This is a genomic window from Aquirufa lenticrescens (assembly GCF_019916085.1).
GTDB classification, from domain to species: domain Bacteria; phylum Bacteroidota; class Bacteroidia; order Cytophagales; family Spirosomataceae; genus Aquirufa; species Aquirufa lenticrescens.
Genome location: NZ_CP049834.1, coordinates 605,085 through 620,940 on the forward strand (window position 1 = coordinate 605,085; position 15,856 = coordinate 620,940).

The window sequence follows — 15,856 nt, forward strand, 5'->3', positions numbered from 1 at the left end:
TTTTCTTCTTTTTTCTCCTTCGGAGTTTTAGCGGGTTCTTTCTTTGCCGCCTTTTGGGAATTCATGCCTTTGGCCATGTTATCGGGGTTTAGAGTAGCAAGGTCGGGAAAATTGTTGATTATTTTTCTTCCAACCAGTTTTTTATCGCTTCTGTGGTCTGTAAGTAGTCATCATCGAGCATCAAATCATGCGACCCGCCTTCAATAATCTCTAGTTTAGCGCCATATCGTTTAGCGGTTTGAGCAAACTCGTTTACGGTAATCAATTGATCTTTCGATCCACCCACTACGAGTAGGGGTGTAGAGATTTTATGAAAAATCGGTAGAACTAAAGTAACAAAGGCTTGAAAGGATTCGGCGCACATTTTAGAGGCATATTTCTCCGCGATTTTGGCCTTATTAAACATCAGAAGAGGGTACTTTCGGAATACACCCAAAAGATTTCTGGTAAACAAATAGGGGAGTGTCCCAAGGTTATTTCCTATGACTCTTGTGCTAGCCATCAAAGCGCCAGAAGGAGGAACTGCCGAGAGTAAAATGGCCTTTTTACAGGTCCCCGTTTTTAGAAAACGTTGCAGAATCATGCCGCCCATTGAGTGGCCGACGATGATGGGAGGTTGATCTAATTTTGCTACGGCCTGATGCAGCGCCTGAACATAGTCGTTTAAGGAATACGAAATGCGTTGTGTACTTCCTGGCGTTTCATGGCCGGGGAGATTCAATGCGATGCATTCGTAACCTAGGTTCTGGAAAAAGGGGATGAATTTTTCTTCCCAACACCAGGCTCCGTGGCAAACTCCGTGAACAAAGACGATCGTTTCTTTCATCAAATAGCTGATTTGCTCACATAGTTGTTAGGAAGATGCTTCTTGAGTTGTTTTACGAACAAATGGAAATCCACTGTGATCGTATGTCGTGGAGTTTTGATTTGGTTGAGGTGGGGATGGGTGACCTCTCTTTGGCATAATTCAGCGATGTTTTCAGGTCTTTTCCAAAGTCCCTTAATGGCTCTCGCTGCTATTTTACTCTGTAATTCTGACCCTGGCCAAATACATCCTAGTGGCTGAAACATACCCACGAAAAATAAGTTTTCATACTTTTCGTGCAGCATTTTCAAATACAAAGGCACATCTCCTTCGCTGTAATTCAGGAAGTCTTTTCGAAAGAATGGATGTTCGAGAATATAGCCTGTGCAAGCGATAATCGTATCAAATTCTTCCACCGACCCATCTTTAAAGTGTACATATTTTCCGTCGAAATGACTGATATCGACTTTAGGAAATACTTTTCCATGCCTTACTTTGTATAAAAGCTCTTCGTTGATAGTTGGATGGGTTGCAGTGATGGCATGTTTGGGTTCTTGAAGTCCGTAGATTTCATTGGACCCAGAGAATATTTTGACAGATAATTCCGACAAGAAAAATTTCAATTTGGTAGGTAGCCAAGCTAAACGAGAGGCAACCACATCACTCGGTTTTCCAAATAAAAACTTAGGTACTATCCGATACCCTCTTCTCCAGCTAATACTCGTTTTTGTGCTCACACGACTTGTCTCCACTGCTACGTCGCAGGCTGAATTTCCTCCGCCTATCACTAAGATGCGTTGATCGCGAAATGGTTCAGCTTTTTTGAATTCGTGCGAATGCATTAATTTTCCAGTAAATTCTCCTGGATAGTGGGGCATTCTAGGTAGCCAATGGTGCCCGTTGCAAACGACTAAATGGGTAAATATTTCTGTTTTTTCGACGCCGTCTTTCTCTGTTTTTACCACCCAGTTCTTAGCATCATCCAGTTCACATGATTTCACTAAGGTATTGAATTCAATGTGTGGATATAGATTGAAATGAGCAGCATAGCCTTGGAAGTAACGTCTCAATTGATCGTGAGAAGGATAGTCAGGCATCCCTTTTTCGAAGTCATCAAACGTAAAGTCCTCGTACTGCGATAAGGTTTTGGAACTAATAATGTGCGTCGTCTCAAAAACACTGGAGTGCCCCGTTTTCTCATTATAGACCCAATTACCGCCTACTTGGGAATTGAAATCATAACAAACTGCCTCGAGGCCTTGATCTACTAGGTTTTTTAAGGCGGTGATTCCGGAAGGTCCGGCACCGATTACGCACACTTTTTGCATGGTTTAGAGAGTCTTTTTTCAAATATAGTAAAAAGACTATTTAATCCTTGATTAAGCTAAACGTACTTATTCTTGTTTTGCTATCCGTAAACCTCAGTATGTATTTTCCACTCGTCAGTGAAGAAATATCTAAAATGTCTCCAGAATTAACCGAACTGAACCTTTTTACGGATATGCCTATTGCATTAATGATTTCAATATCCCCTTTACTCTCAGTAGCTATCGTGATCCTATCCCTAATCGGATTTGGGTAAATGGAGATAATCGGTGCTTCTAAAATTCCTGTTATAGCAATTGTTATTGCTGCGGATGGAGAACTGGCACACCCTTGCGCATTTGTGACCACTAATGTATATGCACCAGAAGCGGTAGCCACATAATTATTTTGTGTTGCTCCTGTAATTGCCTTATTGTCAATATACCATTGATAGGTTCCCACAGCAGCTGTACTCAAGTTTTGAATATTCGCAACGCTAATGGTAGGTAAACTAGGTTTTTGAATATCCAATAAACTGGTCGCTGTTGCCTGGTTTTTATTACCCACCGTATCTAATAATTTACCGGCTAATACACTTAGAGTTAAGCTATCCGAACATGTCCTATTGATTGAAATTTCAAAATTGCGATTATCTAGTTTTTTAATCTCTGTAATAGACCCATTCTTTATGGACATGTCAGCGTTTGATAAACTATTGCTGATATATTCATTTGAACGAATAGTTAAAACTAATTTGCCATTTGCAGAGCTAGTCTTCGAGATATTTAATACAGGTTCTCTGGTATCCTTGTAAATTTTGGAGATCACAGGTTCACTTTCATTATCTACTGAGTCTTTTACGATGCACGTAATTTCGATAAGCCCATCTTCAAATCCTTTTAATAAAGAATCTTTCAGGCTAATAGTAGCATTTGAGAAGGTACCAGAGATTGTTTTTTCTACAAACTCCGTTTTGAATAATACAGGCAATTGGGTATTTTGTTTTGCAGGTGTTATGGAGGCTTGTTTAATCTTTAAAATATAAGATCCCTTTTGTTCAGAGGCTTTAATTTGGTAGATTAATGAATCGATATTGCTCTTTCCAAAGTTTGCCAAATTCGTTTTTAGGATCGCCGATTTAGGTGCAAGAACATCCTTAGCATAGATGGATTTACCTATTCCAAGTAGTGTTTTTGAGGAATCCAACATAAAGACTGTAGCATATAAAATACCATCATTCACACCGGTTAATTTGATGTTTTCAACCACAATCGAGTCCTTGCTCATCTTTCCTTCACTCACAACAGAATTACCACCCATGCTGCTGTAAAAACGCGCGCGGTAATTTTTGTTTTTACAGTCTTTGCAGCTAATGGACAGGCTCAAAGCCTCTGCATTTTTGGCATTCACTTTTTTGCCTAGAATTTCTACCTTAGGCTGTACCAATTTAGTCGTATCTGCTTTTTCAAGATCGAACCGAACAATCTCGGTGAAATTATAATATTTTTTATTTCCAGCTCGGTCAATAAGCGTTATTCCTTCAACCCCCCATAATCCAGGAGCAGAACCTTTAGGAAGTAAAGTGGATACTTTGTATTTCCTCCAATTGCCCGGAGGCCCGACAATATCCTTTAGCGAAAAGAAGAAATCCTGACCAAATGATTTCGTGAAATCGCCCTGCATTCCATAATTAAAGACTTTTCCTTGCGGGTCTCTTAAAGTGTAACCACCGTTTTGTAATCCAGCCTCATTGCCCAAAAATGCTGAACTATCTCTTGAAAAAAACTCCATTTCAAAAAGTGTTTCTCCATCAGGCGCTACAGGATTACTAGGTGTTGCCTTAATTGAAATTTGATTAACATCGAGAATAGGAGGGATGAAATCCGGGTATTTTGTTTTGACATAAACACTGTCCCTTAGGTGTTTTGTAGTGTTTTTCTCCACACGAAAAGCTGTTGTGTCCCGCATAAAATAAGCTCTGCCTTCATTTCTTGCTTCATCAATTAAAAACATACTCGTCGTAACGTAGTATCCTGTAGGATAATATTCAGGTATTGGATGTTGATATTTTACACGGTTGATATTTTTATTTTGATTGTCTTTCTGTATATAGATGGGATTATCCCCTAAAACGCCGAATTGAAAATCTTGACGAACGCCCTTTTCATCATTTTTAGGAATCGCAAAATTCAAACCAGTATAAACCATTTTGTTTGTCTCCAATAAATCAAAGTTTGCTTGAATACTTTGATACGTGTCGCCGTCCGGTTGTTCTTCGGTTGAAAAGTATTTGTACTTACCCGTACTCATACTTAGTTTGATTGTTTTGTCAATATAAGCAGGGTTAATAATGTCTTCTCTAGGATTATTTATGAATATTTTTAGGCCAAAGGTGCTATTGTTTTCATAGCGTTGATTACCCACTTGATCTGTAAGAACTATTTGATTCACGCTCCAATATCCAGCTTTTGAAAATTTAGAAATACTAATTTTTCCTTCTAGAACAAACCCTTTTCCATTATCGATTGGATTTAAATACATGTCATAAGAAGTTCCTATAGAACTACTAATTCTAGTAAATGCGTACTTGGCACCATCTTGTTTTTCGTCTATTTTATTTAACTCAATTCGGATAACTAATTCTTTGTCTTCCTCAGGTAAACCATTGACTTCTACATCGACTTTTTTAATTTTTCCGGGGTAATTATAGTCAGGGAATAGATTGTAAACTTGGAAGGTTAAATCCTTTCGAATGATCGTTACATAGCGGGTTCCTTGCATGACGCGGTCTCGAATGAATTCAAATTTTTTCATCGATCTAGAGCGAAGAATTTCAGGATTGACTACATAGGCAGCAATAGATTCCGCCATGTCTTCATTCGGATTTTTTGCATGTGCATAGGCGGATACAAATTCAGTGGTGTTACTTGTGCTCCACCCCGTTGCTCCTGTGGGGTCGAGGAACCATCCCCCTGTCGTAGCCCAATCATCTCTTAATTTCTGATCAAATAATCCTTCCCACATAAAATGGGCTTTTTCATGTAGAATTAACCGTTGTACATCGGAATATTGGGTGCCTCCAAATGCTTTTTGCATAAACTCGATGGTTTTCCTACCTACCCAAGCGATGGCCGCTGCTGATGGATAGGTAGGGTTATCTTGTCCTGCAATTCTTCTAGCTAAGTATTTTAAGTTACTTTGAACATGCATTCCATCCGGTAGTTCCTCAAACATGGATAATATCGAGATTTTTTCTGAAGCCGAGAACTCTTGGAAATTAGAGAAGTCTTCGCCCATAATTTGCTTTAATTCCGCATTGGGAATTAAAAATCGAATGCCGAAACGGGAGTTCGCTAATTGATCTACGGCATTTCTATCGTAGCCATAATTAGTCGCAAAATTGACCAAAGCCCCATAAAGTCGTTTGGAATAAAAACGCCCTTTTACTCCATCTAAGGTTACCACTAAAGGGGAAGCGTATGTGAATGCTTTTCTAGATATAGTGACAAATTTGATATTGTTGCGTTCTACAATTTGGATGTCATCGATTACTTCCTGATCTGTAATATACCAAACAGATTTAACCTCTGATTTAAACGTAGCTAAGGCATCGTCATTAATGATAAGTGAAGGAATTCTTTTGACAGTTTGAAATAATCGAAAGGCGTCTTCAGGGGTCCAAGGACTTACTTTGTCCGATAAAGCAATACCATGTTTGTTCAGAAGATTAATGGAATTAAAATCTTCTGGAATCTTGATTGTTTGGTCTAAAATCTGAATATCATTAGGCTCATTAATATAGCTTTGCTGAGCATGCCCCACATAACTAGAATCATCTTGCCACTTATAAACGTAATTCGTTTTGTTAGCAAGGGTAATGGGGTTTAGCTTTATTTCGAGCAGTTTAGGTGACCCATTTAATTCAAATACCTCTGTCGATGGAAAATAATACCCAGTTGCATCAAGTTTCAGAGCCCATTTGCCATTGCTTAAGTTTGAAAACGTATGTTCTGGTGTACCTGATGAGATACCTCCTATTTTTTTGAAGAAGAATAGTTCTGCACTTTTTTGAATTTGAACCGTACACGTGTCACCTACTTTTAAGCCAGTGATCTTAACCGTGATTGAATTTTGAGCAAGTAATGAAGCGCATATAAACAATAGTAGACAGACCGTGATACCAATTCTTACAAATTTCGTTTTCTTCAATACGTTAGCCATATAGTAATCTATGTTTGATTTAATTCAAATAATTCCAAAATAAAGATAAAAAAGAGCTGGTTAAAAGACAAAAATGGATATGTCCAAATGAGTACAATAAAATTTGGTCAATTTACTTGTTCCCATTTCCGCAAAGGGAACAAGTTCGCGGGACTTCGAAAGATATTCTGGATCTAATTGCTGTTCTTTGGCCTATGAAAATAACACTTCTCCTTCTGTTTGTTTGCTTTTTCGCTAATGCCCAAAAGCCTAACCTCACCCTCTCCCTAATGCCGGATACCTATGCGGTTTGCCGTTTAACTCCTGACTCGAAAGTGCCCGACTGGGCTTATCAAGGTTCGTTCTATTCCATCTCGAAAACAAGTGATGAATTATCCATCGTGGTAGATCAACGTTTTGCTCCTGCTGGAATTAAGAAGGCAGAGAATTGGAAGGGCTTTAAGATCGAGGGTCCATTGGACTTTTCGATAACCGGTATATTAGCGGCTTTGTCGAAGACTTTGGCAGATAATAAAATCCCCTTATTCTGTGTGAGTACATTCGATACAGATTATATCCTGGTCGAAAGTAAATACTATGAACAAGCAAAAAAAGTGCTGGCGATAGAAAATACGATTAAATAAAAAAGGCTCACCTGTTGCTGGTGAGCCTTTTAATTTATTTGTCTGCCTTGTGGCCTTTTCCTAGTGTTCGATCGACGGGGAGACCATAAAAGAAATAGAGAATTTTGCCGGTTAGGGCACCTATTTCTGATACATGACTTTCATCTTGGAATACTTGGTGTTTCACCGTTAGCCCTGGGTAGTTTCTGCTTTTCAGGGCATTAGCTAAATTCAAAGCTCTTTTCTCGAAAAGGTTTTTGCCTTCCAAAGACGATGCGGAGATGAATACCTTCCCTTGTAACGTTTTTTTCGAAGCATAAAATTCTTTCTCTAAACGCATCGTTTCATCGTCATTGACGAATAGAGGAGCGCTGTTAATACCTATTTTGGAGAAATAACCTGGATCTTTAAATAAGACATGGCTAGCAAACAAGGAACTTAACGAGTGCCCCGTTAAACCGCGGTCAGTAGAAGTTTTGTAATTCGCCTCGATGAAAGGGATGACCTCTTTTTTAATCGCATCGTAGTACAAAGCGCCATCTCCAGAATGTAATTTCACCGGAGCGCCACGTAATGCCATGGCCACTTGGAAAGAATCTTCATAGGCCACATTGTCAAAACTCAAGATCGGGTAGCGTTGAATAATCCATTCGGGCAGACTTATGCGATCGTCACCAATCCCTACGATAATGGCTGGTTCGATTTCTCCAGCCATCATCTTGTGCATTTCGTGCATCAAGGGGAAAGAATAAAAGCCATCTAAAACATACAGCACTGGGTATTTTGTGTCTGCTTTCGGGTCATATCCCATCGGAACAGAAACGGAAACCCGAATGTTACTTTTGATGATTTTCGAAGGAATATCATAGGCCACAGCACCGTGAAGCGTTGCGGGTTGTGCTGTTTGGGCAGTTGCCTGTAGAGCAACGAGAGCGAATAAAAGAGTGACTAGATTTTTCATGATTTTGTTTTATTTAGCAATACTTCCCCATACAAGGTGTCTGAATTTTTCATTAAAATCAGTAGGCTCCGGAGCGAGCTGGAAGAATAGTAAGGCAAACATATCTTCCTTTCTATCGATCCAATATTGGGTCCCAAAATAGCCTTTCCAAAAATACGAACCCGCTGAAATGGTTTCAAATTTCGCTTGCTCTTCTGGATAGACGTAAACCGTTACACCTGCTTTAAATTGAGAGCGCCCGGTTACACTCATGGCGACACCGTCTTTAGTAGCTACATCGAATAGTGGCTTTTCGATCATTTCGACTGTCTTCTTGCTCAAAAGCTGTGTGCCGTCTAATTGTCCATAATTCAATAACATTTGGAAGAAACGGGCATAATCATCCACATTGCTAATGATGTCAGTTCCGCCCATGGCTAAAGGAGTATTGGTGTTTCTGTAGTAGTCCATCGTCATTTCGGTCGAAAAACCCAAGAGCTTCTTGCCTACCTCGTCAGTGTATACACTCTTTTTGCCAGTTTTATCTTGTGTGTATACCTGGGCCATATTTTTCCATTCAGCTGGAGGTACACCCACATACGTACGGTTCATTTTTAAAGGGACGAAAATCTCTTGACGTAAAAAGTCTGAAAAAGTACGGCCATCCAGCACCTCGATGACGCGACCGAGTACCTCAAGGTTCATTCCATAGTTCCAGCTTTCCCCGGGTTCGTGCACTAAAGGTAATTTGGCGGTAGTTTGAGCGATATCTGCTAAGGTTAATTTCGTATTTGCTTTAGGGAAGGCAATGGTCACATTCGCGCTTAAATATCCTTCGCGTCCTAAATTTGAGAAGGGAGGATAAGCAATCCCAGAAGTATGCGTGAACAGGTGCTTCATCAGGATCTTGTTTTTCGCAGGACGCGTGATGAATTTGTGTGCCAAGGTGTCGTATCCCACTAAAATCTGCATGTTGGCGAATTCAGGAAGGATGGTTTCCAAAGGCGTATCCATCGTAAACAGCCCGCGCTCGAATAATTTCAAGCCAGCTACTCCGGTGATGATTTTAGTCATGCTGGCCATTCTGAACAAATGATCCGTGCGCATTGCCTCGCCTGTTTCTAGGTTTGCTTTGCCAAAGGCTTTTTTATACACCACTTTCCCATAGCGAACCACCATGCCGATGGACCCGGGGATGATTTGTTTTTCGCTTTGGGATGCTAAAAAAGTCTCTATACGTTGTAATCCTTCTTTCGATAATCCGGCTTGAATCGGATCGCCAGTGGGTAAGTTTTGTGCGAAGGCATTTAGCGCGATGAATAATAATAGAATCAGTTTTTTCATGGTTATTTGACTAAGAAATGGCCTAATTGTTGATTATAAGATAAGTTGTCATCGAAATCTTGTTCTTCAATGATTTTGCCATCTTTCATTTTGACTAAGGTAACACCTGATAAGTCCATCGGCTTTCCAGTTGCCGTATGTGTGCCTTTAAAATTCCAGTGTTTCACGAGTTTATCCCCGTGTCCCCAAACATCGATGAAGGTAAATTTGATATTAGAAAAAGTGGTTAGATAGTAATTGAAAGATTTTTTAAAACCCTCAATACCTTTTGATCTGATATTTTCTTTTTGACCTAATAAAACAACATCCGTAGAGAAATTTTGATCATTTACTTGGTCGATATCGCGTTGATTAAAGATTTTATCCCAGGTCGCTGTATACATTTTAATGTTGTTTGCCACGTGTTTTTCTGCGTTAACTAGGTCTTCGCATTCTTTTTTGTTTTGGGCATTAGCTGTCATTGCAAGGCAGGTGACGAAAAGTAAGAGTAATTTTTTCATTTTGGGGGAGTTTTGGTTAAAACCAAAAATACCCGTTTAGAATTGCTATTGCTGTAATACCCTGATTTACTTTGTTCCCTTTTGCGCAAATGGGAACAAGTGCGTCAGCTGTCAATTGTCCAAATGAGTCCAAATAGATTCATTTTAGCGTTCGCTGAAATTCCAAATTTGGCCTGAATGAATTTAATCGTATATTTCGTGGTATCTGTTCTAAAATATGCCTGCATCTATACCCATTAGCGTACACGAAAAAAAGTGGCTCATTAAAATCATCCAAGAAGTCTATGGTATACAGGTAGTGGATGCCTATTCCTGCCAAAAACTAAGTGAGGAACTAGTGCGAAAAGCTAAAATTTCCATTTCGTATAATACGTTGAGGAGACTTTTTGGCATTATTAAGGGACCCACGAATGCCTCTCGATTTACACTAGATAGCCTTTGTAAAGGAATGGGCTATACGGATTTTACCGCCTTTCAACAAGCCGTAAGTCAATTCGAAAAAGATTTTTTCAACGAAATGCTCATTTTGAATCGATTGGGAAATCGAAAAGATGATCAAATTATCTTGGGAATTGTTCAGCAATTTCAAATGAAGACTTGGGATGAGGTTTACCAGTTTAAATCGATCATTGACCTTTGTTTAGAAGTCAAAAATTTCGATCTATTAACTCAAATATTCGAACTCCCGTTTGATACGAATAGCGAGGATGTGACTTGGCGGCTCTACGTGTCCTTCCAATCCATCTACGTACAAAGTTGTCAAAACAATAAAGCGGTCATCGACTATATTGCTCAATTATTGAAAACCAATGAACTTGCGCAGCGAATCCTATTGCAGCTATTTGTTGAAGAGGATTGCTTACAGGGTTACTATGGCAAATGGCTCTTAGCGACTTCAGAAGATCTAGTGGAAGATATGCCTGTATTTAGGAATCTGATGTTGTGCCAACGAGCTTTCGAATTACAGGATATATCGGGAGCTAAACGCCATTTAGTACTGAGTAAAAAGGCTTTTCAAAATGGAATGCATCCTAATTTAAAAGGTCGAATTGCTGCCTGGGATTATATCTTGGAATCTACATCAGAAACGGCTCATCAATTTTTTGAAGGATTGCAGGACTTCTCGTCCAAACTTTCCTTTTTGGTCTTTTTCTATCGACTATTGGAAGTTTATCAACAGGATTTAAGTGTTTTTGAATTTATTGAGAGGTTTGAAGTGGACGATTTACTGATTAATTTTTCGTTTCCAGAGAAACATAATCTCAATAAAATGTATTTGTTAAAAGCCCGGTATTTTATCCAAAAAGGTAACAAAGTGGAGGCGCGCAGCGCTATGAGTCAAATCAACCTGCTCTATATTTACAGTTGTGATAAAGTATGGGTAAATAAGCAAGTAGCCATTATAGAGGCAGGATGTTAGGGTTTTTGTATATTCTTTTCAGTTCGGCTTTTTATGGCTTTAGTAATGCCTATTGGAAAAAAGCAATTCAGGACGCCCCCTTTTTGCAAGTCATTTTTAGTAGAGGCTTGTATACCACCTCGTTTTTTGGTCTTTGTTATTTGATGGATTATCAATGGGGAATTTTCACCCCTTGGTTAGGTGAGCGCCCGGTATTTACGGCTGCGGAACTGGCAATGAGTATCGGTTTGTGCGTTTTTAGTTTTTTTGGTTTGTATTTTTTTGTCCGTTCCTTGAAAACAGAGGCGGTCTCTCTGGTATCTCCCGTTTCATCGATTAACTTATTCGGCTTGCTAACGGCTGTCTTATTTTTAGGGGAAACTTGGGGATTTGCTTATTCAATGGCAACCCTTTGCGTGGTGGGAGGTGTTTTTTTACTCTTCCAAAGTGATTGGCACTTTAGCTCGATAAGCTCTTTTTTGAAGGCATTAGGAGGGAGTATATTGGCTTCCTTCTTCTGGGGCATATCCTATTCCCTTTTTAAGTATCCTGTAGCTTGGCTTGGCGTAATCCCGTTTTCCTTTTTGTTAGAATTGTGTGTGACGCTATGTGTGGGAGTTTTCCTCCTTTTCCAAAAGCAAAAATGGCAACAAATCCCTCAGGCACCTATCCGCATTTTGGCCTTATGCATCATTTTAGGCTCGGTATTTTTGAATATAGCCTATAAAACAGCTTCAATTACACAAATCATCTTTGTGAGTAAATCTCAACTCGTTCTAACCTTGATTTTTGGCCAAATCCTTTACCGCGAAAAATTAAAGGCCTTACAATTACTGGGGATTGCTTTGTTGCTTTTATCGATTTATATAGTGGTTTAAAGCATCATCGCCAAATAACTCTTAAACCCAAAGGCCTCCTTAGGTCGCAAATGACGGAGCGAACAAAAACGATTTTTAGTCAACGCGATGAAGGTGTCAGCTAGTACCAGATTTTCGATTGTCCTCACTTGAACCACGTCATTTACTGGGAAGGTATTTACAAGTTTTTTCCATCGGAATAAACGAAGCGAATACACCTCGATCATTCCATTACGAATGCTAACTTCGCGGCCTTCTTTTCCCATTAATAAAACGTAAAAAGGACTTTTGCAGAGATAGTGTTTTGTTTCCATAGCGTTTTAATTTCTATGGAATAAAACTACGCTAACCGCAGGATACATCCTTTGGCCAAATGGGGCCAAATGTGTTCAAAAGAGTACAGCCTATTCATAACAATCCATCCCAATAGGAGCACCATCTGGAATCACCGGCGTCTGCATCGGTTTCCAATCCGCGGGATTCGCTTTGAATTGATCAATGGTCTGTACAAGATAGGCCGCAAAAGCACCGGTCTTTTTGCTATACACCTCTCTAATTCCTTTCACTGACGCATTGACTTCTGATGCCGCTAAAGGAGAAATAGAAGGCGCGTTCAATACGTTGAGTAAAGAGGAAACTACTTTGAAATTGATGGTCTCTTGCGTCGCTTGTAAATAGGGATCCGAATGTGCCGTGTAAAGGGTTGCGTTTAATAAGGAGCTTAATGTCTCTGAAACCCCTAATTGCTGAGCATTCACCGCTTTATTGCCCGCTAAACGAGATAAGCGATCAGGGTGCAATAAAAAGTCTAAGGTGAAATCGGCAGCGGATTCTACTGCGCCCATCGGATCGAAGGTGATTCCTGTCTTGCCTTTAAACGATTCGCGTGTCCGTTCATTGTTGAAAGCGCGCGGAGGGAATAAGGCTAACTTGTCTTCAGGAATCGCTAGGTTACGCGCGTCCAAGGTCTGGGTCACCGCTTTCAAAGCTTGTGTTTGTAACGCAACTGAGGCTGGTTCTAAGACTAATTCCTTACCACCTCTCACCGCATAATTGTATTCAGATCCACCGATGATTTTGGTGGTTGCTTCTGTTTGGTAACGATGTAAGAAATACAAGGGTACGAAGACGTCTTCTAGGTGAGAATAGGTTTCGTTCGGGCGTATGTTGTGAACAGAGAAGTTTGTGATCGCTTTTTTACGTACGGCTAAAATGTGTTCTAGTTCGTCCACGATGGTTTTTCCATTGTCCCAAAGGTGGGCATATATATGCGCTCCACCCGGGTTGCGGGCGTCGGAGTCGGTGATGAAGCGAAGCCCTTTGGCATAGGCATTATCAATCACTTGATTTAATTCAGCTTTCGATTTGTGATCTCCATAGGCATAGTCAACCGATACTTTGTCCCAATCCCCGATTTTGGTATCATAGGCATGGCTGAAATCCATTTGATCTCCTTTAAAGTCAATTTGTGGATGAGGATAATCCATCACGCTCGAATTCTCCCGAGCGCTCGCCGCATAATTATGCGCAAAACCTAGTGTATGACCTATTTCGTGTGCTGCTAGTTGTCTGATACGGGCCAAAGACATCGCCATCATCGGCCCATTCGCCGAGCCATCAACTGCAAAAGGAGCATTCATCAACGCCTGCGCGATCAAGAAATCTTGGCGGATTCTTAAACTACCTAAACTTACATGGCCCTTCATAATTTCGCCCGTTCTTGGGTCTGTAATCGAAGCGCCGTAACTCCATCCTCGTGTGGAACGGTGCACCCATTGGATGACATGGTAGCGCACATCCATCGGATCAGCGTCTTCCGGCAATAATTTAACCTGAAATGCATCTTTGTATCCGATCGCCTCGAAGGCCTGGTTCCACCAGCGACCACCTACCATTAAGGCTGTGCGAACGGGTTCTGGGGTACCATTGTCTAAGTAATAAATGATGGGTTTGATTGCCTCGCTGACTGCCGCTTTAGGGTCTTTTTTTTCCAAACGGTGGCGTGTAATCCACTGCTTCAATACCACCTCATTGACCGGGGAAGAATAATCTTGGAAAGAGATCGCGTTTGCTCCAGAACGTGGATCAAACAAGCGTGGCTCGTATTTATTATCCGGTAATTCGATGAACGAATGATGTTCCACCACTGTCACATAATCTGCATTAGGCACTACAGAACGCACTTCTGCCCCTGTACCATTGCCTGCAAAAGTCAGACGTGCCTCGAATTCGCTATTTTTAGGAAAGGATTTGGTGTGTTCTAAAGCCAATGAACTTCTACTTTTGTCTAAACTATAAGACCCTTGCTTAGCCTGCGTTAAGCGCTTTAAAACCCCGTGTGCATCCTGCATGAGGAAATCAGTGATGTCGATAATGTAAACACCATCAGAAGAGCTTTCAATTTTGAATCCGAATAAGACTGATTTTGCGAAGGCCTGTTGCACGGATAATTTCTCCAAAGCATTGCTCGTATTCGCCCGGTATTGGGTATTGGGTTGCACTAAGAAGATTTTGTTTCCTTGCTTCTCGAAGAATACAACTTGCTCATTTCCTAATTGACCGCGGTCTAAACCTAGGTCGTTGTTTCCTACGCCTTGCGCTAGGGAATAGGTATATAAAAACTCCTCATTTAGCTTTTTGACCTCTAAAAAGATCTTGTCATTCGACTCATCGTAGTAGAAGTTGAAATAACCCGTTTGGGCTTTCATCGATTTGAATTTATCAGCGATTTGAGCGGAAGCGCTAAGGCTGATTAGGGCGAAAAGGAGGAGCATTTTTTTCATAACCCAATTTAGGAATTTACGTTGGTAAAAGAAAAAGCCCGAATAATTTCGGGCTTTTATCATTACCAGCGATCTAATCCTAGAATCTTTCTGCCTAGTTCGTTCAATTGAGCCGTTTCGTATTTTGTTTGTTCCCATTTGCGTGGATCCCCTGGGAAGGCATAGCCTTCTGGAGCGATGCGATCTTGCCACGAGTTTACCCGCCATTCACGCAAAGAATCATTATCTTCCTCCGCCGGCATCATTGAAATGTATTGGGCACAACGTACTTGGTCACTATTATTTGCCCGAATTCCGTGTGGCTGTAAACTATTAAAAATTAATAAATCGCCAGCTTCTAGTGTCACTTTGGTCGGGGTAAAATCGGATGTGTCAGGTAAGAAACGATTGCGATCCTCCGGTTGAGTCAATTTCCAAGTATCATAATTGCGGAATAGTTCCGGAATGCATTGGAATCCACCCATATTCTCGTCTAACTGATCTGCTAAGGCCAAAACTCCTTGGACGTTTACTGGCTTCGTCTCCGGATCGTAATCCCAGTGAATAAAGGCTTTGTATTCGTGACCTGGACGAATGGGGAAATTCAAATTCGCTCGATCAATCGTCACCCACAATTTCTCTGTCCCCCAAATATCCGCAAAAGCATCATATACACGCTGGGTCGAGCGATTATCCCATTGCAATTGGCTATTGTAACATTCCACCATTCCCGTATTTGCGAGCTCTTTCATCTTCATTTCAGCACGTGGCGCGGTATACCAAGTCGATGAATCATTCGGATCTTTCTCTTCAAACTCGTACAAGAATGCCGCCGTCTTTAAAGCTTGTTCGCGTGATACCGCCTGCTTAATAATCACGTATCCATTGTGTTTCCAAAACGCCCAATCCTCCTCGCTTAATACGCGAAGTGGCTCGCCGTTTGAACGGTCGTTTAATTTTACCGCACTACTTTTAGCGGTGGAGGGATTGCCGGGAATGTCGTAGTGGCCGTTGTTAGGGATGTCAGTTTTCATATGGGATAAATTTATATGCCAAAGGTAGAGTTCATGAAGTACCTTTTTTTCTGCTCTATTGATAATTATTTGTACTGTATTGATATG

The 15,856-nt window shown here is 40.6% G+C and carries 12 protein-coding genes; 3 read left to right on the forward strand and 9 right to left on the reverse strand.

What is annotated here, in order from left to right:
- Window positions 1-118: 118 nt before the first annotated feature.
- The 3 genes from G9X62_RS02810 to G9X62_RS02820 are packed head-to-tail and all read right to left on the reverse strand — an operon-like array spanning window position 119 to window position 6,331.
- On the reverse strand, window positions 119-826 hold the full coding sequence (locus tag G9X62_RS02810) for an alpha/beta hydrolase (RefSeq protein ID WP_223131294.1): 708 nt from the start codon (window positions 824-826) through the stop codon (window positions 119-121).
- A complete protein-coding gene (locus tag G9X62_RS02815) occupies window positions 826-2,133 on the reverse strand; it encodes a flavin-containing monooxygenase (protein WP_223131295.1) in 1,308 nt (435 codons plus the stop codon). The genes G9X62_RS02810 and G9X62_RS02815 overlap by 1 nt, the downstream gene beginning before the upstream one ends.
- Window positions 2,134-2,173: 40 nt before the next feature.
- Window positions 2,174-6,331, reverse strand: a complete 4,158-nt coding sequence (locus G9X62_RS02820) for a T9SS type A sorting domain-containing protein (protein ID WP_223131296.1) — start codon at window positions 6,329-6,331, stop codon at window positions 2,174-2,176.
- A gap of 194 nt (window positions 6,332-6,525) precedes the next feature.
- Here G9X62_RS02820 and G9X62_RS02825 point away from each other — a divergent pair, with 194 nt between their 5' ends.
- Window positions 6,526-6,954 (forward strand): ACT domain-containing protein, encoded by a 429-nt coding sequence (locus G9X62_RS02825; protein WP_223131297.1) that lies wholly within the window; start codon window positions 6,526-6,528, stop codon window positions 6,952-6,954.
- A 34-nt stretch (window positions 6,955-6,988) separates the two neighbouring features.
- Here G9X62_RS02825 and G9X62_RS02830 read toward each other — a convergent pair whose 3' ends face one another.
- The 3 genes from G9X62_RS02830 to G9X62_RS02840 are packed head-to-tail and all read right to left on the reverse strand — an operon-like array spanning window position 6,989 to window position 9,717.
- Window positions 6,989-7,894 (reverse strand): alpha/beta hydrolase, encoded by a 906-nt coding sequence (locus G9X62_RS02830; RefSeq protein WP_223131298.1) that lies wholly within the window; start codon window positions 7,892-7,894, stop codon window positions 6,989-6,991.
- 9 nt (window positions 7,895-7,903) lie between these two features.
- Complete coding sequence (locus tag G9X62_RS02835; protein ID WP_223131299.1) at window positions 7,904-9,217, reverse strand: serine hydrolase domain-containing protein; 1,314 nt, start codon at window positions 9,215-9,217, stop codon at window positions 7,904-7,906.
- Window positions 9,218-9,219: 2 nt separating this feature from the next.
- Window positions 9,220-9,717: an ester cyclase gene (locus G9X62_RS02840; RefSeq protein WP_223131300.1), complete on the reverse strand. Its 498-nt coding sequence runs from the start codon at window positions 9,715-9,717 to the stop codon at window positions 9,220-9,222.
- A gap of 217 nt (window positions 9,718-9,934) precedes the next feature.
- Between G9X62_RS02840 and G9X62_RS02845 the strand changes: the two genes are divergently transcribed.
- Window positions 9,935-11,137 carry a hypothetical protein gene (locus G9X62_RS02845; protein WP_223131301.1) on the forward strand — a complete coding sequence of 401 codons (1,203 nt, stop codon included), beginning with the start codon at window positions 9,935-9,937 and terminating at the stop codon, window positions 11,135-11,137.
- On the forward strand, window positions 11,131-11,994 hold the full coding sequence (locus tag G9X62_RS02850; RefSeq protein WP_223131302.1) for an EamA family transporter: 864 nt from the start codon (window positions 11,131-11,133) through the stop codon (window positions 11,992-11,994). The genes G9X62_RS02845 and G9X62_RS02850 overlap by 7 nt, the downstream gene beginning before the upstream one ends.
- On the opposite strand, the gene G9X62_RS02855 is transcribed toward G9X62_RS02850, so the two are convergent.
- The 3 genes from G9X62_RS02855 to G9X62_RS02865 all read right to left on the reverse strand — a co-directional run bounded on the left by G9X62_RS02855 (window position 11,991) and on the right by G9X62_RS02865 (window position 15,769).
- The gene (locus G9X62_RS02855; RefSeq protein ID WP_223131303.1) at window positions 11,991-12,287 is read right to left on the reverse strand and encodes a hypothetical protein; all 297 of its coding nucleotides are present in this window, start codon (window positions 12,285-12,287) and stop codon (window positions 11,991-11,993) included. The two genes, G9X62_RS02850 and G9X62_RS02855, sit on opposite strands and share 4 nt — an antisense overlap.
- A gap of 90 nt (window positions 12,288-12,377) precedes the next feature.
- Window positions 12,378-14,756: a zinc-dependent metalloprotease gene (locus tag G9X62_RS02860; protein WP_261345540.1), complete on the reverse strand. Its 2,379-nt coding sequence runs from the start codon at window positions 14,754-14,756 to the stop codon at window positions 12,378-12,380.
- A gap of 62 nt (window positions 14,757-14,818) precedes the next feature.
- Complete coding sequence (locus G9X62_RS02865) at window positions 14,819-15,769, reverse strand: phytanoyl-CoA dioxygenase family protein (RefSeq protein ID WP_223131304.1); 951 nt, start codon at window positions 15,767-15,769, stop codon at window positions 14,819-14,821.
- Window positions 15,770-15,856: the final 87 nt, after the last annotated feature.